The sequence below is a fragment of the Geomobilimonas luticola genome (assembly GCF_018476905.1).
Classification (GTDB): domain Bacteria; phylum Desulfobacterota; class Desulfuromonadia; order Geobacterales; family Geobacteraceae; genus Geomobilimonas; species Geomobilimonas luticola.
The window spans coordinates 154,887-178,283 of the sequence record NZ_JAHCVK010000002.1; the positions used below are offsets into that span (position 1 = coordinate 154,887).

The window sequence follows — 23,397 nt, forward strand, 5'->3', positions numbered from 1 at the left end:
CATGGAACTTGCACGGAATTCATCATCTGCGGTTACTATCCTGTTTGTCGAAGACGACCACGATACCATGGAAATACTCCAAATCCTGATGGCCAGGAAATTCCCCGATGTCAGGATCCATCAAGCTGAAAACGGTGAATTGGGGGTCAGTCTCTGCAGAGAGAACGTGTTTGACATCGTCATAACTGACATTAACCTGCCGGGAATCGACGGCATCTGCATGGCCAGAGAAATCAAGTCCATGAAACCGGACACGAAATTCATCGTGTTGTCCGGCTACAACGAAAAATCGTATCTCAATAAGTTGGACGACCTCGGGATCACGGATTTTATGGTGAAACCGATCGATACAAACATTCTATTCAAGCTCATTGAAAACCGTGTCAAACAGGTTTTGCGCGAGCGCTATAACCCATCTCTTTTAATCCATTGAGGTTTCGTGCAGCAACTGGCTGCTGTCTACCTGCCGCTGCCCCATTCCCTCTTCATTACCGCTTCCCATACTCCGGCCGAACTGGTTGATCCTCATCGTCGCTGCGGCATGCTGGCGGTTGGGAGAGGGAGAAATTGCTGCTGCGGCTGTTGCGGCGGTGAATCTCACAGTTCAATTCCATGAATTTCAATTTGCATGATATAACATGATATGTTACTTCTTGAGTTATGGAGAAGCGCCGTCCCCACTATCCCTTGGAACTGATCCGGCAACTGGCAGCCGACCCTGCACGCGCAAGGTTTACGAGGGTGGCTTTGGATGGAGCGGCGGAACTCGGTTTCGACACGGCAACGATGCGGTGCATTATAGGGAAACTACGCCTACGCCGATGCTGCGATCTGGCAGGATGTCTACCGCCCGGTTGCCTGCGGCATGTCGCTCTATATCAAGCTGACGGTCTATACGGAGGAAAACCTGCTGGTCGTTTCCTTCAAGAGGAGATAAGTCATGAAATGCCCCCTGTGCGGGACCGGCAATCTGGTTCGTGAATCCCGTGATCTCATGTACAGTTACGGAGGCCGTAGCACAGTTGTCCGACAGTGCGGCGACTTCTGTACCGCCTGCAACGAAGGTATTTTCAGCACCGACGAGTCGGAAAAATACCTGGCTGCGCTCAAAGAGTTTCGCTCCGAGGTGGACAGGGAACCCCTCGTCCCTTCGGAAGTGAGAAGAATACGGAAGAAATTGGGGCTGACGCAACGGGAGGCGGGAGATATCTTCGGTGGCGGAATCCGGGCATTTTCCCAGTATGAGCGTGGTGAGACCCGGCAGGGAAAGGCCCTTGACAAGCTTCTGCGCCTCCTTGACCACCATCCTGAACTCCTCGACGAATTACGCACGAGAGATGCGGCATAGCATTAATCTGCGCTGAAATTGCGAAAGCCCCGCTTCGAGCATCTGCCGAGCGGGGTTTTTGCATCTGCTCACATCTGATAGGAAAAGGCCTAGGAAGGGTGTACGTGACGCTCGACTCGCCGTCGTATCGCCTAGAATACTTGTTCGGTTGAAAATAGAGCTTAAATATCCAGCACTACTGTCCCCTTCCACCTTCTCTCCACCCGTTCGACCTTCAGCCGGTAGAGGGTCGCCGCCTTGACGTCCGCCAGCAAGTGGTGGCGCGTGGGGTCGATCCGTTCGCCGGAGCAATGGGCCTGCAGCGTAAAACCGCCAAGACTGTCTCCTAGTGACATCTCATCCACCCTGAGCAGGAGTTGCCGCGCGTCTTTGAGGTAGATCAGCTCGTTGAGAAAGTCCATGAGGAGCAGGTCGAGGGCTTCCTGCCGGAGGCTGATATCTGCTGTTTCCTGCGTCCCGATGGCGGCCGGATTTTCCACCATCTCGTTTAGCAGAGCTTCGGCGGCGGCGCGGAACAGTTCTTCCCGGCTCTCCCCCCAGAGGGCGAAGGCGGCGTCGGCGGTGGCGATGTCTTCTATGTAGCGGTAGGGCATGGGTACTCCAGGCTGGTACATCAACCCCCCTCCCGACCTCCCCCCGCTTGGGGGAGGAGAGTTGTCTCCCTCCCCAGGAGGGGTAGGGCTGGGGAAGGGGGTAAAGATGTTACAGCAATGCATCAAGCGCAGCGAAGTCGATGTCCTGCTCTGCGTTAGCCCTGATCCAGTTGAGCTTTTCCTGGTCCTCCGCCGTGATCTTGGCAACGTCATCCGTAAGAGTGGTAAAAACCGTCGAGGTGGTTTCCTCGACGCGGATGAAGGGGATTGAACTGTCGTCCAGGATCTGCTGGCTGATCTTGGAGACCGGGGCATGGCCGGTGATGACCATTCCGGCCAGTTTGCCGCGGTACTCGGGGATGTGGTAGAGGGAGGCGAGGGTGACGAGCAGTTCGTCCCGGGAGCCGGTCACTGCTACAAGGGTCGATTCCAGGAGGGCGTCCACCACCCGCTGGGACGAGGCGGCCCCCAGCTGGATGTGGTGGATGATCCTGCTTCGTTCGTCGGGATTACCGTGGACAGGAAGCTTGAGGAGCTTGCCGATGTGGGCGAGGGTCGGGTTGGCCAGGATGGGGGAGTAGTTGAAGCCGCCGGCCACGTGGATACCCCTGCCGTCGAAGGCGGTGCGCAGGTAGCCGAGGATATCGTTGCGCTTGGCGGGGAGGAGCTTGTTCATGATGACGGAGCGGACGTCGGCACCTTCCTGGCGGTAGAGTGCCAGATTCAAGTTGATGGCGTCGATGGCCCGGCCGATGCCGCTCTCGGTGACGATGAAGACCGGTGCGCCGAGCATTTTCGCCACCCGGGCGTTGTTCAGACCGATGACCGAGCCGACGCCGCCGTGACCGGCACCTTCGATGATGAGGAGGTCATACTTGGCGTCCAGTTCCTCCACCGCGTCCAGGATCTTCTTTTCCAGGTCCAGGTCGGCCAGCCGGCCGGCGAGGTAGTCGCGGGTGAAGTTCTGGTGGAGCGCCACCGGCGACATGAGGGCGATGTCCTCTTCGAGCCCGTAGGCCTTGGCCATGAGGACGGCGTCCATGTCCACCATGAAATCGTCGTAGTATTCGATCTTTGGCCCGATAGGCTTGATGAAGCCGACCCGGTCGTATTTCTTCCGCGCCAGGTGCATGAGCGAGACGCTGATGGTGGTCTTGCCGCAGTTCTGCCCCGTTGCGCCGATAAATACTTTCTTGGCCATGAATTCCCCCTCCGGAGTCCGAAATTAAGTCATTTAATGTAGGCTCTACCCCTTCACGTTCCCCACCGGTGTCAGTTTGACGATACGGCGGCTCAGCCCTGCCAGCTCGGTGGCTTCCACCACGTCGTCGATGTCCTTGTAGGCAGCCCCCGCCTCCTCGGCCAATCCACCGTAAGAGACAGTCTGTACGTAGATCCCCCGCGCTTCCATGTCACGCTGCAGTTTCTGCCCCTTGAAGAGCTTCTTCGCCTGGTGGCGGCTCATGGTCCGTCCGCTGCCGTGGGCTGTGGTGTAGAAGGCCTGGTCGCCGCTGGCCATGCCGGCGAGGAGATAGGAGCCGGTCTCCATGCTGCCGCCGATGATGACCGGCTGGCCGGTCTCCCGGTAGCAGTCGGGAATTCCCTCCATGCCGGGACCGAAGGCGCGGGTCGCCCCCTTCCGGTGGACGAGCACCTCCCGCATTTTTCCCTGCACCAGGTGCCGCTCCAGCTTGGCGGTGTTGTGGGCCACGTCATAGACCATGTTCATCCCCAGGTCACGGGGGTCGCGGTGGAAGACGTCGGCGAACACCTCCCTGATCCGGTGGAGGATCACCTGCCGGTTGGCGAAGGCCATGTTGACGGCGCACTTCATGGCGGCGAAGTAGTCCTGCCCCTCCCGGGAGCGGAAGGGGGCGCAGGCCAGTTCCCGGTCGTTGACCTGGATGCCGTACTTCTTTTCCATCACGCCGAGAAATGTCTGGAGGTAGTCGGTCGCCACCTGGTGGCCGAAGCCGCGGCTGCCGCAGTGGAACATGATGACCACCTGGTCGGGAGCGGTGATGCCGAAGGCGCGGGCGGTTTCTTCGTCGAAGACATTCTCCCGCCGGGCGACCTGGATCTCCAGGTAGTGGTTTCCACTACCGAGGGTGCCGATCTGGTTGTACCCCCGGTCGACGGCCTTGGCGCTCACCTTGCTCGCATCGGCGCCGGGGAAGCATCCTCCTTCTTCGGTCATCTCCAGGTCCTCGGGCCATGCATAGCCGTTTTTGAGGCACCAGCGTGACCCCTGCTCCACTACCCGGCAGAATTCGTCGTGGGAGAGCCTGACGAAACCGTGCCCCCCCACGCCGGCCGGAACCCGGTAGAAGAGCTGGTCCACCAGGTGGTGGAGCCGTGGCTGCACCTCGTCGCAGGTGAGGTTGGTCAGAACGAGCCGCATGCCGCAGTTGATGTCGAAACCGATACCCCCGGGAGAGATGACCCCTGCTTCCGGGTCCATGGCGGCCAGCCCGCCGATGGGGAAGCCGTATCCCCAGTGGCCGTCGGGCATGCAGTAGGCGTGGTTGATGATGCCGGGGAGGCAGGCGACGTTGGATACCTGCTCGAACACGCCGGCATCCATGGCGTGCAGAAGCTTTTCCGTGGCGAAGATTCGTGCCGGAACGAGCATTCCCGGCTTATAGCCGACGGGGAGTTCCCAGACGGTGGGGGCGATGTTTCTGAGTGCGTTCGGAACGGGCATGGCTCATTCTCCGGCGGGCAGGAAACAGGGCGTCGCCATGGTGACGGTGACGGCAAACAAACCAACTATACCATACCTTTGGGCAACCGCTATTACTCTGTCACCGCACTGGCGGCATGTGAGCAGAGGGTATGCCGGGGAGATGCCGGCCTGATTATGTGTAAAAAGTGTTTTACAGGTAACGTCAAATAGGGTATTTAAAGTTAAAAAACACCAATATTTCGGATACGTCCGCTTACAGGAGGCATCCATGCCATCACCTGCAACTTACAATCGCAGCGCTATCGGCACGCTCTGGAACCTGCGGGATATCCCCGTCGAGTGGCCGGGGTATGCCATTCTTCTCAAGGGGGATCGGGACAATGACCTTGCCATCGAGCCCGATGAACTGGACGGTGTCGACTGGATCGCCTTCTCCGAGGCGGTGGGGGACGTGCAGGAAGAAGCGGGCGTGAAGGACCCGGACTCCAAGCTGGGGCCCAACACACTGAAGCTGCTCAGGAAGAAGTACGGTGAGAAACCGTCCGCCGGTACCGTCCTGAAGACCGTCGGCGATCTCGTGCTCAAAAAGTCACGGGAACCGGTCGCGCCGCCGGCGGGGCCGGAGCTGGTAGGGCGAAACGACGAGGAACGGCGGATATGCTCCCTCTGGAACAGGTACGGTGCGGCTATCGGTGGGCAGGCCAGCCAGTACGGAATCCCCGTGGAATCGGCACTAGCGGTCTTCTGTGTGGAGTCGGGGACGGCGTACGACCCGGGAGCCGGTCTCGTCATCATCCGCTTCGAGCCCCACATTTTCCGGAAACATGCCGGCAAGGAGGTCGTCTGGGGGCGCGGGGGGCAGAAGACTGAATGGCGCAATTTCGAGACCGCCTTCGGAGTCAACCCGGAGGCGGCGCTCCTTGCCACGAGCTACGGCCTTCCCCAGCTCATGGGGTTTAACACCTGGGTCACCCGGTTCAAGAGTGCGCGGGAGATGGTACTTGCGTTTCAGGACTCCTGCACGGAGCAGGTGGCGGGCTTTTTCGGATTTGTCACGAAGAACAGGCTGGAGCGCTACATCGTCGACAGGGACTGGCGTTCGTTTGCCAGGCGTTACAACGGGCCGGCAAACGTGGACGATTATTCCTGCAAACTGAACAGGGCAATGAAAGTCATCGTATCGTTGCAACAGGACGGTGCAACATTTAAGTTGTAGATATCGTTATTCAGATGGCAGGGAGGAGATGCGCAGGTCGACAACCCATTCCCTGAAGATGGCAAGCTTGTGGTCGCCGAATTTCTCAAGACCCCTGCCGATCTCCTCCAGGGATTTTTCCCTGAGGTGGCGTCCCGGGTGCTTCGAATAGAAAAGGTCGGCGCAGCAGATAATCTGCTCTTCCCTGCTGACCGGCACCATCTCCCGGTGAGGGAGGGGGAGTTGCTGGTTCAGGATGTCCTCACCGGTAAGCCCCACCCCGATGTGCCGCTCGCAGACCAGCGCATGACGCGGTAGCCGTTCACCTTCCAGGATTTCCCTTCCCAGAATACCGTGACAGATGTAGGGATTCGCGCCGGCAAGGCCCATGCCCGGAGCATGGACCCGGCAGACGCCGATGTCGTGGAGGAGGGCCGCTTCCTCGATGAACTGCCGGTCGAGTTCTGTTATGCCGCAGTTGTCGGCAATCTGCAGGGCCTTGGCCGCCACGAGCCGGCTGTGCTCCAGCACGATTACGCCGGCATCGGGAGTGGCGGCGAAATATTTTTGCAGAAGTGCTGCGGGATCCATGGTTTACCTCGCTGCAAATTGCGGGTATTATGGAACAGGCTGGCGTGTGCTGTCAACGTCCGGGCGAACGAGCGCACAGGGAGAGGTTTGGCGGTGGAAATCAAAGAGACTGACCTGAAAATCGAGTATTTCCGCGCATCCGGCCCCGGCGGCCAGCACCGGAACACCACCGATTCGGCGGTGCGCATCCGCCACCTTCCCACCGGGATCGTGGTCCAGGCCACGGAGAACCGTTCCCAGTTCCGCAACCGGGAGGTGGCAATGGAGAGGCTGCGGGAGGCTCTCCGCCTGCGGGAGCGAAAGGTGAAGAAGCGGCTCGCCACCCGCGTTCCCAAGGGGGAAAAGGAGCGGAGGCTTACGGAAAAGAAACGGAATGCCGCCCGCCGACAGCATCGTCAGGTGGGGGAAGAGTGACCGGAGTTTGTAAACCCCCTAATTTCTTGACCATCCGGTCCCGATGAGGTATTTTACGCAGATAAAACGCCGAGGAGCGTCCTATGACCCGTCCCAGCTGGGATGAATACTTCATGGAGATCACCCATCTCGTCGCCAAGCGCTCCACCTGCCTGCGGCGGCAGGTCGGTGCGGTGGTGGTGAAGGATAAGAACATCCTTACCACCGGTTACAACGGTGCTCCTTCCGGCGTGGCCCACTGTCTTGAGGTGGGGTGTCTGCGGGAAAAGCTGCAGATCCCCTCCGGCGAGCGCCACGAGCTCTGCCGTGGCCTCCATGCCGAGCAGAACGCCATTATTCAGGCTGCCAAGCACGGCACCAACATCGACGGCGCAACCCTCTACTGCACCACCATGCCGTGCATCATCTGCTCCAAGATGGTCATCAACGCCGGGATCCGGCGGATCGTCTACGAAATGGGGTATTCGGACCAGCTGGCGGAGGAGATGATTCGCGAGTCGGGCATTGTCGTCGAAAAATTTGCTGCACCGGGAGTCCCGTCATGAAATGTCCGTTCTGCTCCTTTGCCGACAGCAAGGTGGTGGATTCCCGCCCCGACAAGGGGGGCTCCACCATCCGCCGCCGCCGCGAGTGCGAATCGTGCGGCAAGCGGTTCACCACCCACGAGCGGGTTGAGGATATCCTCCCCCTCGTGGAGAAGAAGGACGGCCGGCGGGAGCCCTTCGACCGGCTCAAGCTGATAGCCGGCATCCAGAAGGCGTGCGAGAAGCGGCCGGTGTCGGCCGAGGCGATCGAGCACATGGTGGACCGTCTGGAGACGCGGCTTCAGGAGAGCAGCGAAAAGGAAGTGCCGAGCACCACCATCGGCGAATGGGTGATGAACGAGCTCCACGACCTGGACCAGGTGGCATATGTCCGGTTCGCGTCGGTCTATCGGTCGTTCAAGGATATCAACGAGTTTATGTCGGAACTGCAGGACCTCCTCAAAAAATAGCGGCTTCGATAAAGGTCCATCTGCGGTGTTACGTTTCGGGTTTCGTCGCTCAACGTACCTCCAGTACGCCTCGCTCCTCTTCCTCACGTGCCTTGCATCTGGAGCCTTTCTCGAAGCCTTGATCCAGCGGCATGCGGTTATACTATGCGGGATATACACGAAAAATTCATGCTCCGGGCTCTCTCCCTGGCCCGGAAGGGGGTGGGGAAGACTGCACCCAATCCGGCGGTGGGGTGCATCATTGTCAGGGATGGTGTCATCGTGGGAGAGGGGTGGCACCGGAAGGCGGGGACCCCCCATGCGGAGGTGCATGCCCTGGCCCAGGCGGGGGATGCCGCGCGGGGGGCCGACGTCTACGTGACCCTGGAACCGTGCGCCCACCACGGCAAAACCCCCCCCTGCGCCAAGGCGCTCATCAAGACCGGGGTCGGACGGGTCTTTATCGGCATGGTCGATCCCAATCCCAAGGTCAATGGCGGCGGGATGGCAATGCTTCTGGCCGCAGGCATTTCGGTGAAATCCGGCATCCTGGAAGAGGAGTGCCGCCGGCTCAACGAGCCGTTCATCAAGCATGTCACCACCGGCCGTCCCTTCGTCATCCTGAAGAGTGCATTGACCCTGGACGGCAAGATCGCCACCGCGACGGGTGATTCCCGCTGGATCACCAACGACCGGTCGCGGCGGTACGTCCACAAGCTGCGGAGCCAGATGGACGCGGTCATGGTGGGAGGCAGGACCGTCCTGGCTGACGATCCCCAACTCACGTCCCGCGTGCCGGGCGGAAAGGACCCGATACGGGTGGTAGTGGACAGTTCCCTGCGCATTCCGCTCAACGCCCGGCTGCTCCATCTCCACTCATCAGCGCCCACCCTGATCGCCACCACGTCGGGGGACGAGGCGAAAATATCACGGCTGGAAGCGGCGGGGGCAGAAGTGCTCCGCTGTTCCGGTTACCATGGTCACGTGGACCTGGATGACCTGCTCAGGCAGCTGGGAGAGCGGGGGGTGCAGTCGGTGCTTCTGGAGGGGGGGCGCGAGCTGGCCGGAAGTGCGCTCCATCGCGGGATTATCGACAAGTTTCTCCTCTTCTATGCCCCGAAGATCATCGGTGGGGAGGGGCTTGACCCCTTTGCCGGCCCGGGGGCGGAGCGGATCGACGGGGCGCTGCGGTTGACGCGCATCAGAACCCGGCGTTTCGGCGACGACATCCTGGTGGAAGGGTATCCGGAGGCTGCATGTTCACAGGTCTGATTGAAGAGGTGGGGAAAGTCGTCCAGCTCGACCGTACAGGGAGCGCCGCCCGGCTCACCGTGGCTGCAACCTTTCCCGGCGATGCTGTCCAGCTGGGGGATTCCATTGCCATAAACGGCGTCTGTCTGACCGTCGTCTCCCAAGGAGGGGGGAGCTTTACCTTCGACGTTTCCCCCGAGACCCTGGAACGTACCGCATTCCGCGGGTTCAAGCCCGGTACGCCGGTGAACCTGGAACGGGCACTGCGCCTCTCCGACCGTCTCGGCGGCCATATTGTCACCGGACATGTGGACTGTGTGGCAACTGTCGCCGAACGGCGTGAGCAGTCGGGGAATACGGTATTGTCCTTTCGCCTTCCCCGTGACACTGCCCGTTACGTGGTGGCAAAGGGATCGGTTACCGTAGACGGCATCAGCCTGACAGTCAATGCCGTTACCGGCGATGGATTCAGCGTCAACGTCATCCCCCATACCACGGTGAGCACCACGCTGCAGTTCCGGAAACCGGGAGACGAAGTGAACATCGAGACCGACATTCTGGGCAAGTACGTGGAACGGCTCCTTGTGGGACAGAAGGGAGCAGGTACCGGCCTGACGCTGGAACTCCTTGCCAAAAACGGCTTTCTGTGACATAAAGAACGACGCCCAAACGGCTTAAGCGCGCCTTCTTTTTCCAGCGCGCAGTACTTTCAGTTCTCAGGATAAACGGGTTAATGACATGACGGTAGCCAGAATAGAAGATGCCATAGAAGATATACGCCAAGGGAAGATGGTAATCCTCGTGGATGATGAGGACCGTGAGAACGAGGGCGACCTGACCATGGCGGCGGAGATGGTGACGCCGGAGGCGATCAACTTCATGGCCAGGTTCGGCCGGGGCCTCATCTGTCTTACGATGACTGCCGAGAAGTGCGACCAGCTCGACCTGCCGCTCATGGTGAGTGCCAACACCTCTTCCTTCGGGACCGCCTTCACCGTTTCCATCGAGGCGCGGCGCGGGGTTACCACCGGCATCTCCGCTGCCGACCGGGCTCATACCATTCTCACTGCCGTGGCAGACAACGCGCGTCCCGAAGACCTTTCCCGTCCCGGCCATGTTTTTCCGCTCCGGGCCAAACCGGGTGGGGTGCTTGTACGAGCCGGCCAGACCGAGGGTTCCGTCGACATGGCGCGACTGGCGGGGCTCAGGCCGGCCGGCGTCATTTGCGAGATCATGAACGACGACGGGACCATGGCCCGCATGCCCCAGTTGAAGAAATTCGCCAAAGAGCACGGCCTCAAGATCTGCACCATTGCCGACCTGGTTGCCTACCGCCTGAAGCACGAATCCCTGGTGCGCCGGGTAACCGATGTAGTTCTCCCCACCAGCTACGGTGGGGATTTCCGTGCCATTGCCTATGAGAACGATGTGGACAAACTGGAACACCTGGCACTGGTGAAGGGAGAAATAAAGGGTGACGAACCGGTCCTCGTGAGGGTCCATTCCGAGTGTCTGACCGGTGACGTGTTCGGCAGCAAGCGGTGCGACTGTGCAGACCAGCTCCATGACGCCATGGCCATGATCGAGCGGGAAGGGAATGGTGTCATCCTCTACATGCGCCAGGAGGGGAGAGGGATCGGTCTTGTCAACAAGCTGAAGGCCTACGCCCTCCAGGACCAGGGAAAGGACACGGTAGAGGCGAACCTTGCCCTCGGGTTCAAGGCGGACCTGAGGGATTACGGGATAGGCGCCCAGATTCTCGTAAACCTTGGGGTGAAGCACATCCGGCTCATGACCAACAATCCGAAAAAGGTCATCGGCCTCGAAGGGTACGGCATCAATATCGTGGAACGGGTTCCCATCGAGGTGGAGCCGTCCAAGACCAATGTGGAGTATCTCCGGACCAAACGGGAAAAGCTGGGACATCTGCTGGAGAATATTTAGAAGCGTGACTTTTTCGCAATCTGTAAGTTCCTTAAGAGATAGAGTACGAATCATTTGTCAGGAGGAACAAGAATATGCCCAAGTTCTTTGAAGGTAAGCTGGACGCCAAGGGGCAGAAGGTCGGGATCGTGGTGGCACGGTTCAACAGTTTCATTGCCGAACGACTACTGGAAGGGGCCCTGGATGCGCTGGTCCGCCACGGTGCGGACGACAAGGACATCGATGTGGCCCGGGTGCCCGGTGCGTTCGAGATTCCCCTTGCGACCGCCAGGATGGCCCAGTCCGGCAAATATGATGCCCTGATCTGCCTTGGGGCGGTCATTCGCGGTTCCACCCCCCATTTCGACTATGTGGCTTCGGAAGTTTCCAAGGGGATTGCCCAGGTCTCCCTTTCCAGCGGCATACCGGTCGCCTTCGGTGTCCTTACCACCGACACCATTGAGCAGGCGGTGGAGCGGGCTGGCACCAAGGCGGGGAACAAGGGGTTCGATGCGGCCATGACCGCCATTGAGACCGTAAATCTGCTGAAGGGGCTGAAGTAGTGGGATCACGCCGGGAAGGCCGTGAACTGGCACTGCAGGCTCTTTACTCCTTCGACCTCAATCCGATGGAGCTCAGGCAGTCCCTTGTGCTGTTCTGGGAGCACAACCGGGCGGCGCCGACAGTACGGGATTTTGCCGAGCAGCTCGTAATCGGCGTGGCCGAGCATCGGGACGAGATTGACCGCATCATCGAGGAAAAGTCGAAGAACTGGAGTCTCGGCCGCATGGCGAGGATCGACCTGAATATCCTCCGGATAGCGGTGTACGAGCTCCATTACCGGTCGGACATACCGAAAAACGTGACCATCAACGAGGCGATCGAGGTGGCGAAGAAATTCGGCACCGAAGAATCCGCTGCCTTCATCAACGGCATCATCGACGAAGTGGCCTCCAACGTGCCGGACAAGTAACGTGACGGGGGCAAGGGATTGTCTTCGCCCCCATTACGTATTCACTATTGCGAGGGTTTATGCAGGAGATACAGATTGGTCTGCTTGGATTCGGTACCATCGGTACCGGCGTTGCCAAGCTGCTGATGAACAACAGTGCGTTGATCGAGGAGAAGCTTGGTACCCGGCTCGTCCTGAAGCGGATTGCCGACCTGGACATCACCACCGACCGGGGGATTTCCCTGCCGGCGGGAATGCTCACCACCAACGTAGACGAGGTGCTGACCGATCCGGAAATCGCCATCGTCATCGAACTGATCGGCGGTTACGACCCTGCAAAGCGCTTCGTGCTCAGGGCAATCGAGCACGGCAAGCACATCGTGACCGCCAACAAGGCGCTTCTGGCGGTGCATGGAGAAGAGATATACGCGGCTGCTGCCCGGCAGGGTGTGGAGGTCCTCTTCGAAGCGGCGGTGGGTGGCGGTATCCCCGTTCTTTCCGCCATCAAGGGGAACATGGCGGCCAACAACTTCGCCACGGTGTTCGGCATCCTGAATGGGACCTGTAACTACATACTCACCCGGATGACCCAGGAGGGTGCTGACTTCGGTGCGGTGCTGAAGAATGCGCAGGAACTCGGGTATGCCGAGGCAGACCCGACCTTCGACATCGAGGGGGTGGATACCGCCCACAAGCTGAGCCTCCTCCTCTCTCTCTGCTTCGGGACCCGCGTCGATTTCGACCATATCCACACCGAAGGGATCAGCGCCATATCCGCCATAGACGTCAATTTCGCCCGGGATTTCGGCTACAAGATCAAGCTCCTGGCCATCGGCAAGCGGGATGGAGACCGGATCGAGGCACGGGTCCATCCGACCATGATCCCGGTCAACTATCCCCTGGCTGACGTGGACGGCGTTTTCAACGCCATCCGCCTCTCCGGCGATTTCGTCGGCCCGGTCATGTTCTACGGCCGCGGGGCCGGCATGGACCCTACCGCCAGCGCCATCGTGGGGGACCTGATGGATATCGCCCGCAACATCCTGGCCGGCATCGGCCGGCGGACCGCACCCCTCGGCTATCTTGAAGGGCGGGTGAAGACCCTCGGCATCAAGCCGATGGGTGAGATTGTCAGCAAGTACTGCCTCCGCTTCAGCACCCTGGACAAGCCGGGCGTCCTTGCCAAAATTGCCGGGTCACTGGGGCGGCACGGCATCAGCATCGAGTCCATGATCCAGAAAGGGCGGAGCGCCGGTGAGACGGTCCCCATCGTTATCATGACCCATGAGGCCCAGGAAAAGGATGTGCGTGCCGCCCTGGCCGAAATCGACGATCTGGATTTCATCAGGGAGAAGAGTAATCTGATCCGCATCGAAGACAATCTGGAGTAATTTTCACGTTTCAGCGAATTCTTAGACGGGGCGCCCAACAGGGTGCCCCGTTTTGCGTATGATCCGGTAATTCCGTAAACATGGGACTTCCGTCGCAATCTCGTCCGCTACGGTCGGCCCTTCGCTGCGGACCTTGACCTGTTCCCGCAAGAAGGACATACAGTGCCGTATCCAGCATGACTCGTAGGAGTTGATTTCGGCGGGCGTCCGCTTGCCGCTCTGACCTTCCCTCCACTCCCGAGACTACGACGGAAGTCCAGGGGATTGTTGAAAGTCCACGGAATGTGGGAAGTCCATGGTGAGGAGATATTAAAGTCGGACCGACAGGGAGCCTGCCGGCGGAATGAGCTGGCTGAAGTAGTGGATTGAGGTATAGCGGGGGGAGGGGACCGGTGTGACGGTAGAGCTGAAGCGGCTCACGTAGATGAGGTAGGCGATGTTGTATGCGGCGGCGGTGGAGAGATTGGTCTCGCTGTCCTCACCCAGGAGCGTGCGTGCCGGGTCGTAGGGTATCCTCTCCCTGAGCTTCCCCCAGAAGGCAGGCTCTTCCTTGGGGAGCCCCAGTTCGTGGGCGGAGATGATGCCGGTGAAGTACTGCCCGACGCGAGTTTTGCGCATCTTAAGCTCTAGTGTCTTGCTGTGGGCGTTGGTCACCAGGTAGATGTGCTTATCGTGCCGGCTCAGAAAAAGAAGAAATTCCACAACCCCCGGATGGACGGCGATCAGGTGGTCCACTTCCCGCTTCAGCAGCGGGATATCGAGCCCGAGCCGCTCGGACCAGTAATCCAGGTCGGTCCAGTTGAGGGTATTCTCCTGGGATCGGAACAGGGGGATGAGGATATCCTTCGCCTCCTGCAGGGAAAGGGTGTGCTTTTGCGCATAGGAGCGGGGGACGTGCTCCAGCCAGAAGTGGTCGTCAAAGTGGCGATCCAGCAATGTCCCATCCATGTCGAGGAGGACGGTGTCGATTTCGTTCCAGTTTATCTGCATAGGACGTCGGAATTAGCAGGAATATTCAGGATAATCGGGGTGGAAAGCTCCGCAAAATATCTGCATGTCGTCGTTGTGTATGTACTTACCTGGACAATGTAAATACCTGGTTGTGCCCAAGGCCCGCTACAGGGCATTTTCTTCTATGAATGCCTTGATTGCAGTCCGGTCTGCCTCCAGGACAGCGCAGCGGCTCGGGAGCCTGTCGATCCCTGCCAGTGCCTGGGGGAACGGTGGCGCAATACCGGTGGCCTGTTCGACTGCTTCACCGAACTTTGCCGGGTGGGCTGTGGCGAGACAGACCGGTGTGGCGTCGGCAGGCACCAGTTCCTGGGCGGCGCGGACGCCTACGGCGGTGTGGGGGTCGAGGAGGTAGCCGGTTGCCTTGTGAAAGGCGGCGATGGTCTCAAGGGTCTCGGCCTGGTTGACGGAACGGGAGAGGAACTCTTCCCGTACCCGGGCCAGTTCATTGCTGCTGAATGCGATGCGTCCCGTTTGTGTCAACTCGACGAAAGCGTCCCGAACCCGGGCCGGATTTTCGTCGAACAGGTAGAAGAGGTAGCGTTCGAAGTTGGAAGCAAGCTGGATGTCCATGGAGGGGGAGACGGTAGGGACCACGTCACCGAGGGAGTAATCGCCGTCGTTGATGAAACGGGTAAGGATGTTGTTCTCGTTGGTGGCGAGCAGGAGCTTGCTGACCGGGAGCCCCATTCTCTTGGCGATGTAGCCGGCGAAGATGTCGCCGAAATTCCCCGTCGGGACAGAGAAGACCACGTTGGCGCCGCCGTTGTCGGTCACCCGGAACCAGGCGTAGAAATAATAGACCACCTGGGCCAGGACCCGCGCCCAGTTGATGGAGTTGACCGCCCCGAGGGCGTATTTCTCCTTGAAGGGTAGGTCGTTGAAGAGGCTTTTGACGATGTTCTGGCAGTCGTCGAAGGTCCCTTTGGCGGCGATATTGTGGACGTTGGCGTCGGTGACGGTTGTCATCTGCAGAGCCTGAATAGGAGAGGTCTTCAGGTGGGGGTGAAGGATGAAGATGTTGATGTTCTCCTTCCCCCGCACGCCGTAAATGGCAGCGCTCCCCGTATCGCCCGAGGTGGCGCCCACGATGTTCATCTTCTCCCCCCGCTCCTTGAGCAGGTAGGCGAACAGGTTTCCCAGGAGTTGCAGCGCAACGTCCTTGAAGGCGAGGGTCGGGCCGTGGAACAGTTCCAGGATGTAGACCCCGTCCTCGTGCACTACCGGTGTTATCTCCCGGTTGTCGAAGGTGGCGTAGGAGCGGTTGATGAGGTCCTGCAGGTCGTCAGCCGGGATATCGGTGGCATAGAGTGATATGAGCTCGAAGGCGAGCTGCTGGTACGAGAGTTCCCGCCAGGAGTCCAGGGTTGCCGCAGAGAGTGTCGGTACCCGCTCGGGAAGGAGAAGTCCGCCGTCGGTGGCAAGGCCCATCATGACGGCATCTTTGAAGCCGACCGGTTCAATCTGGCCGCGGGTGCTTATGTAGTTCATCGGTTTTTCCTGTGCGTGGAGTTGGCGCTGCAAGAGGTCGTAGTCTAGCAGGATTTTGCCGAAATGGGAAGTCTTTGCACGCGGGGGAAGCAGGGTGGCTCAGTGCCGGGTGGCTGAATAACATCCAGGATTTGGTATAGGTAAGCAGGTATGGTGGTAAGTTGATGAGTATTTTGTGGTATAGTTAAAATTCAATGGAAATAAGGTGTTACGGTTGAGACGTGACTGTAGTTGTGCAAGGATGATCTTGCCGAATGGTGGTGATGCAGCCGGAGAGTGTCAAGCGGTCAAAAACTTTCGGTAAAAGTTGATGAATAGCTTGCACCTATCGTGAACAACGTATTTCTCGCAGAGTTAAGATGGTTCACAGGAGGGGGGACAGCAACTCAGTAATTTAACAAGGTGAACTCCAGTGCTGGGTGCCCTACGTTGATGCAATGCGAAAGTTGCCGGCAGGCTGATGAGCTCCGTATATTTCCGATAATGCTTTGCTTGACAACCGGAGGGGGAAAAGTTTATACAGCGGGTGTCGTTCGGCACACGCTTTTGCGTGGTCGAGATGCTTCCTATTTAAAATCTTTCCAAGGAGTATGCACATGTCCAATTGTCCCTGCGGCTCGAACCTCCCCTTTGTCGACTGCTGCGAATCAATCATCAAGGGGAAACGGCCGGCACAGACCGCCGAGCAGCTCATGCGCTCCCGCTACAGCGCCTATGTGACAGTCGATACGGATTACATCTTCGAGACTACCCACCCGAAGCATCGCCAGGGGTACGACCACAAGGGGACCCAGGAGTGGGCGGAGAGCGCACAATGGGAGAACCTCGAGATTGTCGCAACCAAAGGCGGAAAAGAGGATGACAACGCCGGAGAAGTGGAATTCAAAGCCACGTACCGTGATAAGGGTGGACGGAAGGTCCACCATGAGCTGGCGTCGTTCGAGAAGGATGGCGGGAAATGGTATTTCAACGATGGAAACCTGGTGGCTCCCAAACCGCTCGTCCGGAGCGAGCCCAAGGTGGGACGCAACGACCCCTGTCCCTGCGGGAGTGGGGCCAAGTTCAAGAAATGCTGTGGTAAATAGGGATATGCTTTAATGGTGGCGGGGGGACGCCCCTGCCACCTCACCGCTGCATCCCCTCTGTATCACGCCCGTTTGTACGCCATCGTCGTCTCTCCCTTCTGCAATCAATCGATCCTGTGATACACTTTTTCCATCTCAACATGAAGGAACCGACACTGCCATGAACCTCCCCAAACGCGCAGAAATACTTACCGTCATGGACACACTTGCCGGCAGCCACCTGAAAGGGAAGGACAAGGCGGTCCGTCTGTCACTGATTGCCCTTCTGACGGGAGGGCATATCCTTCTTGAGGATATCCCCGGCCTGGGCAAGACGACCCTGGCCCTCGCCCTGGCCAACGTGCTCGGGCTTTCGTTTGGTCGTATTCAGTGTACGAGCGACCTGCTTCCGTCGGATATAACCGGACTTTCCGTATTCAACCGGGAGGAGAGCGCTTTCAAGTTCATACGGGGACCTATCTTCAACAGCATCGTCCTGGTGGACGAGGTCAACCGTGCCATGCCCAAGACCCAGAGCGCCATGCTGGAAGCGATGGAGGAGCGGCGGGTGACGGTGGAGGGGGTGACCTATCCCCTGGCCGAACCGTTTCTCGTCATTGCCACCCAGAACCCCCTGGAGCAGGTCGGGACCTATCCCCTCCCCGAATCCCAGTTGGATCGGTTCACCATCAGGACCGGCATCGGTTACCCCCCCGAGGAGCTGGAAAAATCCATTATCTCCTACGGCAGCATCCGGGACGACATCCGCCACATCGAGCCGTTGGTGAGTGCCGGCGACATCCTGGCAGCCCGGCAGGCGGTGAAGGAACAGGTGTACCTGTCGGACAAGGTGACGGACTATATTTATGCCATCGTGACGGCGACCCGCAATCACCCCCTGCTTCTCTCCGGCATTTCGACCCGGGGAGGGATCAACATCGCCGAGGCCGCCCGTGCCAATGCCTACCTGGAAGGACGGGAGTACGTGGTCCCTGAGGATGTGCGGGAGGTCTCGGTGGCGGTCGGTTCCCACCGTCTCATCTGCCGTCCCGAGCAGGAGAGTGTCAACAAGGAGGAACTCCTATCCGCCATCCTCGGAAGCATACCGGTACCGCTGGTCTGACCCTTACCAGATCCGGCGCATTTTACGTGGTCATAACCCTGTTGATCGGTTTTGCCGCGGTGAATACGGGGAACAACCTCCTTTTCTTCATCGTTTCCGCCCTGCTCGGTTTCATGGCGGTATCAGGGGTACTGGGATGGCTCAACATCCACGGCCTCGATGCGGTTGTGACTCCTCCCGACGAGGTCTACAGCGGCGTTTCCACCCTGTTTACCCTGTGCCTCATCAACCGCAAACGCCTTCTTCCCTCATTCCTGCTCCAAATCCACTGCAACGGAGCGACTGCCGAGTTCAAGCTGGTGGACCGCCGGGGGACGACGACCTCATCCCTCATGATGGCCTTCACGGGGCGCGGTCCCCATGCCCTCGAAAAAGTGACGGTCTGCTCCCCCTTTCCCATCAATTTTTTCGTCCGCTGCCGTACCCTTTCCCTGGATCTGCGCACCGTCGTCTTTCCCGCACCCCTTGGCTGCCCGGGTGCGGCAGATTCGCGCAGTCACGGCAGGAACGGTTCTCTGACAGCGCGGGGGAAGGGGTACGAGGGAGACATCGACCGGATCGTCGCCTACAGCGGTGGTGACCCCCTCAAAATGATTCACTGGCGCCTGTCGGCTCGCCACGATGAGCTGAAGGTCAAGGAGCTGAGTGCCACGGCGCGGGAACCTCTCGTCATCGATATCGACCGGCTGCCGGCAGGGAACCTGGAAGAGAAGCTTTCCTGCGCGACCTATCTCGTGAACCGGCTGATGCGTGAGGGGCGCCCGGTAGGACTCAAGCTGCGGAAGCGACTGCTCAAACCGGCCGACTCCCGGGGACACCGGTTGCGGCTCCTGACGGAACTGGCGTTGTATGGTAAGGATTAAATCGGTACTGGACATCCTGGCATACGGCATTGCCCTTCTCGGCTTTGTCCCGCTCGTTGCCTACCTGGACATGATTCCCCGGTTCCTGTTTCCGGCGGTGCTTCTCTTCGCCGTTGTCGCCGACCGGCGTGACACGATCCTGCGCGGCCACCTGCCGACAGTCATATCCCTTCTTTTCTTCGTCTATTTTGGTATTCAGTTTTCCCGTGACAATCTGGTCGGACCGGCGGTGAATCTCCTCGTTGTTCTTCTGGCGGTCCGTCTTGCGAGCGAGAAGGGGAGCCGGCACTATCTCCAGATCTATGCCCTGGCGCTGTTTGCCCTGGCCGGCTCGTCCCTTCTCAACCTGAGTGCCGCCTTTCTCGTCTATCTTCTTCTGCTCCTCGTCCTGATTGCGGTGTCTCTCGTGCTGCTGACTTTCTACGACCGCGACGGCGACACCGCCATCGCCCGGGACGGCATGATGAAGGTTGTAACTGTTGCCGCCAGCATGCCGCTTGCGGCCATGCCGCTCATTCTTCTTTTCTTCGTAATACTTCCCCGGACCCAGTTTCCCCTCTGGAACGTACTCAACGTGGCGTCAGGGGCCGCCACCGGCCTGAGCGACAAAGTGCAGCCGGGGACTGCGCCCGCCGTTGCCGAAGTCAAGAATGTCGTCTTCCGTGCCGATTCTCAACCTTTGACAAAAAACCAGCTCTACTGGCGCGGCGTCGTGCTCAACACCCTGGAGGGGGGGAGCTGGGTGCGGAAGCCGGTTCCCGGTGCCGAGTGGAGCGTACCGGGGGCGGGGAGGGGGGTGAGCCAGACCATCTTCCCGGAACCGGGCAAATCGCGCTACCTGCTTGCCCTCAATGTCCCCCGTGACCTGACCGGTGTCCGTTTTGCCACTGCCCCCGATATCGTGCATACCATCATACCTTCCGGACGGCGGCTCAGGTACGAGACCCAGTCCGTGCCGGGAGCGGTCATCCGTACCAGCCGCGGGATCGACCGGACGTTCTACCTGCAGCTTCCTCCCGGCCTGTCACCCCGTCTTGTCTCACTGGGGCGGCAGATGGCACAGCGGGGGAAGACGGACACGGACCGGCTGGCCCTCCTGGAAAGGTATTTTGTCGACCGCAAGCTTCGTTATGCAACGAAAGATCTGCCGACCGGCAGCGATCCCCTCGCCCAGTTCCTGCTCGATGGCAAGCCAGGCCACTGCGAGTTCTTCGCCTCGACCCTGGCCGTTCTGCTCCGCGCCGCGGACGTGCCGGCACGGCTGGTGGGGGGGTATTACGGCGGCGACTACAATGCAGTGGGTGGCTACTACGTAGTGACCGAGGAACGTGCCCATGTCTGGGTGGAGGCATATCTCGACGGCAAGGGGTGGGTCACGGTCGATCCGAGTGCCTGGGCGGTCAATTTTGCCGGAGTGGGCGGGGCGGAGGAACAAGGCTTCACCCGCCGGGTCCGGATGTACCTTGACTCCTTCAGTTATTTCTGGAACCTGACCGTCATCAACTACGACCTGGAACGCCAGATATCCATTCTCAATCGTGCGAATACCGGCTTACGCCGCCTGTCGTTCCCGAGCCATCTTTCCCTTCGATTGCTGCTGATTCCAGTCGTACTGCTTCTGGCGGCCCTCGTGGTCTGGAGGGTGTGCGTCTGGCAAAAGGTCGGCCGGGAGGAGCGACTGCTGAAAATTCTGTTCACCCTGGTGCGGCGCCGGTACGGCGTGGAATGGCCGCCGGACAAGGGTTTGCATGAGCTGGCCCGGACGCTCGACGAACCGCGGATCACCCGGTTTGTCCAAATGTACGGTGACGTGGTGTACCATGACCGGAAACTGTCCCGCGACGAGTATATCCGGCTGCGGTCTCTCCTGGCAGAACTGCGCGCAGCACCTCATTAGGCTTGACATGCCGTGCCGATTCAATTAGTTTAACTGCGAGAAAATAAAGTATATTTCACGGATTCCCTTGAGTACTGCCAAAGAAAAATATCTGGCGAGCGCCCAGAAGTTTATTGCCAAGGGTCAGGTTGACCGCGCGATAAAGGACTACGAGCAGGTTGTCGCCCTCGACCCCAACGACATCCGCCATCGGCAGCGGCTTGCCGAACTGCTGGTAAAGGTCAATCGCAAGGACGACGCGGTAGCCGAGTACAAGGCTATCGGCAAGTATTATTCCGACAATACCTACTTCCTCAAAGCCATTGCGGTCTTCAAGCAGATACAGAAACTTACCCCCGCAGATATCGACATATCCCTTGACCTTGCCAAACTCAATGAAAAGCAGGGGTTGAACGGCAATGCCCTCACCGAGTACGGCATCGTGCTCAACCACTACCAGCGTGCCGGCAGGCTTAACGATGCCCTCGGGGTGCTGGAGAGCATGCTCAACCTCGACCCGGAAAACCTCACCACCCAGTTGCAGTTTGCCGAACTTCATTTTTCAGCGGGCCAGGTTGACAAGGCCTACCAGGAATTTACCCAACTGGCGCTACTGCTCTGGAAACAGGGGAATCACGAGGCGTTTACCCAGGTGTGCACCCGCATCCAGGTCCTCTTTCCCGAGCAGAAGGAATTCCAGCTCGATTTCATCGCGACCCTTCTGGACAAGGGGGAAACCGGCGGGGTTATCCCCCAGTTGCAGCAGTTCATCCGTACCGACGTTGCCAATTTACGCGCCTGGCAGCTCCTGGCTGACGTTTGTCGCAGGCTGGGGGAAACCGAAAAGCTGAAGGGTGTGCTGCAGCAGACAATCAAGCTGTTTCCGGATGAGATATCGCTCCGGGAGGACCTTGCGAGGCTGAATCTCGATGCCGCTAACCTTCCGGGAGCCCTTGAGGTTCTCTCCGGGTCGGTACTGGCGTTCGTCGCCGCGGACGCGGTGGGTCGTATGGAGGCTCTCTACGCGGAAATCGAGAAACAGCTGCCGAAGGATAAAAGGGTTATTGATGGATTGCGGGCGCTCTACGAAGCGGTTGGCGACAAGGGGAAACTGGCGGCCCTGGAGGAGCGAGCTGCACCGGTAAAACCCCAGTCGGTCGTGGTTTCTCCGGTCCCACCTGAAAAAGCTGCCGTGAAGACGCCGGCTGTCGGGACGGTGAAGGCTGGCGGAAAACCGGCAGTTGCAGTTTCCGCGCCTGTCCTGCCAGATGAACCGGATTGGGAGGAGGATATCGATCTCTCCCTCCCTGACGAGATGGCTGAATCGGTTGCCGGACCGGTTGAACCCGAACCGGAACTCGAGCTGCCAGCTGATGTTTTGTCGCCGCTTGCCGCTGGAGAGAATACGGATTTCCAGGAAGATCTTCCCGAGGCAACTGTCTCCGAGGCAGAGATAGAGGAGGTTGAAGAGCTCGAACCGGAGACGGAAATCGAGGCGGTTGTAGAAACGCCGGAAGAGATTCTCGAAGAGATTCTGGAGGCGGAGCCGGAAGAGCCGCTTGATGAAGAACCGGAAGAGCTGTCCGACGCGGAGGAGTTGCTCGAACCCGAAGCTGAACTGCTTGCCGAAGAGATTCCGGGGGAGTTTTCAGCCGACCTTGAACTTGATGCGGAGTCTCTTGACGAGCCTGAAATTGTTGCCGACGAACTTCTCGTTCCCGACTATGGTGAAATGGGCGATCTTTTTGCCGAAGGAGAGGCCACTGACGAAGGGCTGGAAGAGCTTCAACTCGAACCCGTTGTTGATGACGCGGCGGTTCCGACTGACGAGGCGGGTCAAGAGACGTGGGCGGAAGGCTCCGAACCGTTACCTGCAGTTGACGACACAGTTGCCCTCGTTCTGAACATTGATTCCGAAAACGACTGGCTGGCCCGGGAGGGTGCTGGCGATCCCGGAGAGGAAACGGTTGTCAGCGGGGAAACTGGAATTGGTGCGGGTACGGCCGCTGGAGATGATTTAGTGGCAGTCCTGGGTGATGTTACGGGTGAGAGCGCTGAGGCGCTGACCGGTTTCTGGGGTGACGACGTGGACCTGGCCACCCTGGGTGAAGAGCTCTTTGTCGATGGTGGTGCGGATGCCGGAGCCGGTGCAGGTTCGAGCGACAAATACAGCCTGGACGGACTTTTTTCGGCGTTCAAGAAGGGGCTTGATCAGCAGGTGGAAAGCGGCGACACGGAAACCCACTTCAACCTGGGAATCGCCTACAAGGAGATGGGGCTCTATGACGATGCGATCAGCGAGTTCGAACAGGCGTCTCACGACCCGCAGCGTATAGCTGACAGCCTCACCCTGCAGGCCATGTGCTACCGGGAGAAGGGGGATGCGGCGACGGCCGAGGAACTGCTGCGTACCGGCGTGACCCTGAAAACCCTGCGCAAGGGTGAGATCCAAAGTCTAACCTACGAACTGGCACATCTTCTGGAAACCACGGGACGTTCCGCCGAAGCGCTCCCCTATTACCTGGAGGTCCGGGCGATCAGCCGCGGGTTCCGTGACACGTCCGCCCGCATTGCCGCTCTGGGGGGAGAGGATGCGGAATTCCAGGGACTGAGCATCATAGATCTCGAGGATGACTGATTTCAGAAGGATGT

23 protein-coding genes and 2 pseudogenes are annotated in these 23,397 nt (G+C 59.4%); 18 read left to right on the forward strand and 7 right to left on the reverse strand.

Features of this window, described 5'->3' with window-relative positions; all coding sequences use genetic code 11:
* Position 1 precedes the first annotated feature (1 nt).
* A complete protein-coding gene (locus KI810_RS07350; RefSeq protein ID WP_214174864.1) occupies positions 2–433 on the forward strand; it encodes a response regulator transcription factor in 432 nt (143 codons plus the stop codon).
* On the opposite strand, the gene KI810_RS07355 is transcribed toward KI810_RS07350, so the two are convergent.
* Complete coding sequence (locus tag KI810_RS07355) at positions 422–601, reverse strand: hypothetical protein (protein ID WP_214174865.1); 180 nt, start codon at positions 599–601, stop codon at positions 422–424. The two genes, KI810_RS07350 and KI810_RS07355, sit on opposite strands and share 12 nt — an antisense overlap.
* Before the next feature lie 222 nt (positions 602–823).
* On the opposite strand from KI810_RS07355, the pseudogene KI810_RS17675 reads away from it, so the two are divergent.
* Both KI810_RS17675 and KI810_RS07365 read left to right on the forward strand, forming a co-directional pair.
* A pseudogene (locus KI810_RS17675) lies at positions 824–937 on the forward strand (type II toxin-antitoxin system MqsR family toxin); the annotation flags it as partial.
* 3 nt (positions 938–940) lie between these two features.
* Entirely contained in the window at positions 941–1,348 is a 408-nt protein-coding gene (locus KI810_RS07365) for a type II TA system antitoxin MqsA family protein (RefSeq protein WP_214174866.1), read from the forward strand.
* A 161-nt stretch (positions 1,349–1,509) separates the two neighbouring features.
* On the opposite strand, the gene KI810_RS07370 is transcribed toward KI810_RS07365, so the two are convergent.
* From KI810_RS07370 to KI810_RS07380, 3 genes are all read right to left on the reverse strand, one after another.
* Positions 1,510–1,941 carry an archease gene (locus KI810_RS07370; protein ID WP_214174867.1) on the reverse strand — a complete coding sequence of 144 codons (432 nt, stop codon included), beginning with the start codon at positions 1,939–1,941 and terminating at the stop codon, positions 1,510–1,512.
* A 109-nt stretch (positions 1,942–2,050) separates the two neighbouring features.
* A complete protein-coding gene (locus KI810_RS07375) occupies positions 2,051–3,142 on the reverse strand; it encodes an AAA family ATPase (protein WP_214174868.1) in 1,092 nt (363 codons plus the stop codon).
* Between the two features lie 45 nt (positions 3,143–3,187).
* Positions 3,188–4,645, reverse strand: a complete 1,458-nt coding sequence (locus tag KI810_RS07380) for an RtcB family protein (RefSeq protein WP_214174869.1) — start codon at positions 4,643–4,645, stop codon at positions 3,188–3,190.
* A 250-nt stretch (positions 4,646–4,895) separates the two neighbouring features.
* Here KI810_RS07380 and KI810_RS07385 point away from each other — a divergent pair, with 250 nt between their 5' ends.
* On the forward strand, positions 4,896–5,843 hold the full coding sequence (locus KI810_RS07385; RefSeq protein ID WP_214174870.1) for an N-acetylmuramidase domain-containing protein: 948 nt from the start codon (positions 4,896–4,898) through the stop codon (positions 5,841–5,843).
* A 6-nt stretch (positions 5,844–5,849) separates the two neighbouring features.
* On the opposite strand, the gene KI810_RS07390 is transcribed toward KI810_RS07385, so the two are convergent.
* A complete protein-coding gene (locus KI810_RS07390; RefSeq protein WP_214174871.1) occupies positions 5,850–6,413 on the reverse strand; it encodes an HD domain-containing protein in 564 nt (187 codons plus the stop codon).
* A gap of 99 nt (positions 6,414–6,512) precedes the next feature.
* Here KI810_RS07390 and KI810_RS07395 point away from each other — a divergent pair.
* The 9 genes and pseudogenes from KI810_RS07395 to KI810_RS07435 form a co-directional block, all read left to right on the forward strand.
* Positions 6,513–6,827, forward strand: a pseudogene (locus KI810_RS07395) (peptide chain release factor-like protein); the annotation flags it as partial.
* A gap of 83 nt (positions 6,828–6,910) precedes the next feature.
* Complete coding sequence (locus KI810_RS07400; protein WP_214174873.1) at positions 6,911–7,372, forward strand: deoxycytidylate deaminase; 462 nt, start codon at positions 6,911–6,913, stop codon at positions 7,370–7,372.
* Complete coding sequence (nrdR, locus tag KI810_RS07405) at positions 7,369–7,821, forward strand: transcriptional regulator NrdR (RefSeq protein WP_214174874.1); 453 nt, start codon at positions 7,369–7,371, stop codon at positions 7,819–7,821. Before KI810_RS07400 ends, nrdR begins: the two co-directional genes overlap by 4 nt.
* Positions 7,822–7,965: 144 nt before the next feature.
* A complete protein-coding gene (gene ribD / locus KI810_RS07410; protein ID WP_214174875.1) occupies positions 7,966–9,072 on the forward strand; it encodes a bifunctional diaminohydroxyphosphoribosylaminopyrimidine deaminase/5-amino-6-(5-phosphoribosylamino)uracil reductase RibD in 1,107 nt (368 codons plus the stop codon).
* On the forward strand, positions 9,057–9,701 hold the full coding sequence (locus KI810_RS07415; RefSeq protein ID WP_214174876.1) for a riboflavin synthase: 645 nt from the start codon (positions 9,057–9,059) through the stop codon (positions 9,699–9,701). The genes ribD and KI810_RS07415 overlap by 16 nt, the downstream gene beginning before the upstream one ends.
* Positions 9,702–9,789: 88 nt before the next feature.
* Positions 9,790–10,995: a bifunctional 3,4-dihydroxy-2-butanone-4-phosphate synthase/GTP cyclohydrolase II gene (locus KI810_RS07420; RefSeq protein WP_214174877.1), complete on the forward strand. Its 1,206-nt coding sequence runs from the start codon at positions 9,790–9,792 to the stop codon at positions 10,993–10,995.
* A gap of 74 nt (positions 10,996–11,069) precedes the next feature.
* Entirely contained in the window at positions 11,070–11,537 is a 468-nt protein-coding gene (ribH, locus tag KI810_RS07425; protein ID WP_214174878.1) for a 6,7-dimethyl-8-ribityllumazine synthase, read from the forward strand.
* On the forward strand, positions 11,537–11,947 hold the full coding sequence (nusB, locus tag KI810_RS07430) for a transcription antitermination factor NusB (RefSeq protein WP_214174879.1): 411 nt from the start codon (positions 11,537–11,539) through the stop codon (positions 11,945–11,947). The genes ribH and nusB overlap by 1 nt, the downstream gene beginning before the upstream one ends.
* A 59-nt stretch (positions 11,948–12,006) precedes the next feature.
* Positions 12,007–13,317 carry a homoserine dehydrogenase gene (locus KI810_RS07435; protein WP_214174880.1) on the forward strand — a complete coding sequence of 437 codons (1,311 nt, stop codon included), beginning with the start codon at positions 12,007–12,009 and terminating at the stop codon, positions 13,315–13,317.
* 309 nt (positions 13,318–13,626) lie between these two features.
* Here the strand turns inward: KI810_RS07435 and KI810_RS07440 are convergent, their stop codons facing one another.
* Entirely contained in the window at positions 13,627–14,307 is a 681-nt protein-coding gene (locus tag KI810_RS07440; RefSeq protein WP_214174881.1) for an HAD family hydrolase, read from the reverse strand.
* A gap of 126 nt (positions 14,308–14,433) precedes the next feature.
* Positions 14,434–15,819, reverse strand: coding sequence for a threonine synthase (gene thrC / locus KI810_RS07445; protein WP_214174882.1), 1,386 nt, complete (start codon positions 15,817–15,819; stop codon positions 14,434–14,436).
* Positions 15,820–16,415: 596 nt separating this feature from the next.
* Here thrC and KI810_RS07450 point away from each other — a divergent pair.
* The 5 genes from KI810_RS07450 to KI810_RS07470 all read left to right on the forward strand — a co-directional run bounded on the left by KI810_RS07450 (position 16,416) and on the right by KI810_RS07470 (position 23,383).
* Positions 16,416–16,904, forward strand: coding sequence for a YchJ family protein (locus tag KI810_RS07450; RefSeq protein WP_214174883.1), 489 nt, complete (start codon positions 16,416–16,418; stop codon positions 16,902–16,904).
* Positions 16,905–17,064: 160 nt separating this feature from the next.
* Positions 17,065–18,006, forward strand: coding sequence for an AAA family ATPase (locus KI810_RS07455; RefSeq protein ID WP_214174884.1), 942 nt, complete (start codon positions 17,065–17,067; stop codon positions 18,004–18,006).
* A 26-nt stretch (positions 18,007–18,032) separates the two neighbouring features.
* Positions 18,033–18,869 carry a DUF58 domain-containing protein gene (locus KI810_RS07460; RefSeq protein ID WP_343213481.1) on the forward strand — a complete coding sequence of 279 codons (837 nt, stop codon included), beginning with the start codon at positions 18,033–18,035 and terminating at the stop codon, positions 18,867–18,869.
* On the forward strand, positions 18,856–20,766 hold the full coding sequence (locus KI810_RS07465; protein WP_214174885.1) for a transglutaminase TgpA family protein: 1,911 nt from the start codon (positions 18,856–18,858) through the stop codon (positions 20,764–20,766). The genes KI810_RS07460 and KI810_RS07465 overlap by 14 nt, the downstream gene beginning before the upstream one ends.
* 67 nt (positions 20,767–20,833) lie before the next feature.
* Positions 20,834–23,383, forward strand: coding sequence for a tetratricopeptide repeat protein (locus KI810_RS07470; RefSeq protein ID WP_214174886.1), 2,550 nt, complete (start codon positions 20,834–20,836; stop codon positions 23,381–23,383).
* Positions 23,384–23,397: the final 14 nt, after the last annotated feature.

What these genes read in the sequence shown, in the direction of transcription:
- KI810_RS07350 (WP_214174864.1), top strand. Translation starts at nt 2, where the DNA reads ATGGAACTTGCACGGAATTCATCATCTGCGGTTACTATCCTGTTTGTC.
- KI810_RS07365 (WP_214174866.1), top strand. Translation starts at nt 941, where the DNA reads ATGAAATGCCCCCTGTGCGGGACCGGCAATCTGGTTCGTGAATCCCGT.
- KI810_RS07370 (WP_214174867.1), bottom strand. Translation starts at nt 1,941, where the DNA reads ATGCCCTACCGCTACATAGAAGACATCGCCACCGCCGACGCCGCCTTC.
- KI810_RS07375 (WP_214174868.1), bottom strand. Translation starts at nt 3,142, where the DNA reads ATGGCCAAGAAAGTATTTATCGGCGCAACGGGGCAGAACTGCGGCAAG.
- KI810_RS07380 (WP_214174869.1), bottom strand. Translation starts at nt 4,645, where the DNA reads ATGCCCGTTCCGAACGCACTCAGAAACATCGCCCCCACCGTCTGGGAA.
- KI810_RS07385 (WP_214174870.1), top strand. Translation starts at nt 4,896, where the DNA reads ATGCCATCACCTGCAACTTACAATCGCAGCGCTATCGGCACGCTCTGG.
- KI810_RS07390 (WP_214174871.1), bottom strand. Translation starts at nt 6,413, where the DNA reads ATGGATCCCGCAGCACTTCTGCAAAAATATTTCGCCGCCACTCCCGAT.
- KI810_RS07400 (WP_214174873.1), top strand. Translation starts at nt 6,911, where the DNA reads ATGACCCGTCCCAGCTGGGATGAATACTTCATGGAGATCACCCATCTC.
- nrdR (WP_214174874.1), top strand. Translation starts at nt 7,369, where the DNA reads ATGAAATGTCCGTTCTGCTCCTTTGCCGACAGCAAGGTGGTGGATTCC.
- ribD (WP_214174875.1), top strand. Translation starts at nt 7,966, where the DNA reads ATGCGGGATATACACGAAAAATTCATGCTCCGGGCTCTCTCCCTGGCC.
- KI810_RS07415 (WP_214174876.1), top strand. Translation starts at nt 9,057, where the DNA reads ATGTTCACAGGTCTGATTGAAGAGGTGGGGAAAGTCGTCCAGCTCGAC.
- KI810_RS07420 (WP_214174877.1), top strand. Translation starts at nt 9,790, where the DNA reads ATGACGGTAGCCAGAATAGAAGATGCCATAGAAGATATACGCCAAGGG.
- ribH (WP_214174878.1), top strand. Translation starts at nt 11,070, where the DNA reads ATGCCCAAGTTCTTTGAAGGTAAGCTGGACGCCAAGGGGCAGAAGGTC.
- KI810_RS07435 (WP_214174880.1), top strand. Translation starts at nt 12,007, where the DNA reads ATGCAGGAGATACAGATTGGTCTGCTTGGATTCGGTACCATCGGTACC.
- KI810_RS07440 (WP_214174881.1), bottom strand. Translation starts at nt 14,307, where the DNA reads ATGCAGATAAACTGGAACGAAATCGACACCGTCCTCCTCGACATGGAT.
- thrC (WP_214174882.1), bottom strand. Translation starts at nt 15,819, where the DNA reads ATGAACTACATAAGCACCCGCGGCCAGATTGAACCGGTCGGCTTCAAA.
- KI810_RS07450 (WP_214174883.1), top strand. Translation starts at nt 16,416, where the DNA reads ATGTCCAATTGTCCCTGCGGCTCGAACCTCCCCTTTGTCGACTGCTGC.
- KI810_RS07455 (WP_214174884.1), top strand. Translation starts at nt 17,065, where the DNA reads ATGAACCTCCCCAAACGCGCAGAAATACTTACCGTCATGGACACACTT.
- KI810_RS07465 (WP_214174885.1), top strand. Translation starts at nt 18,856, where the DNA reads ATGGTAAGGATTAAATCGGTACTGGACATCCTGGCATACGGCATTGCC.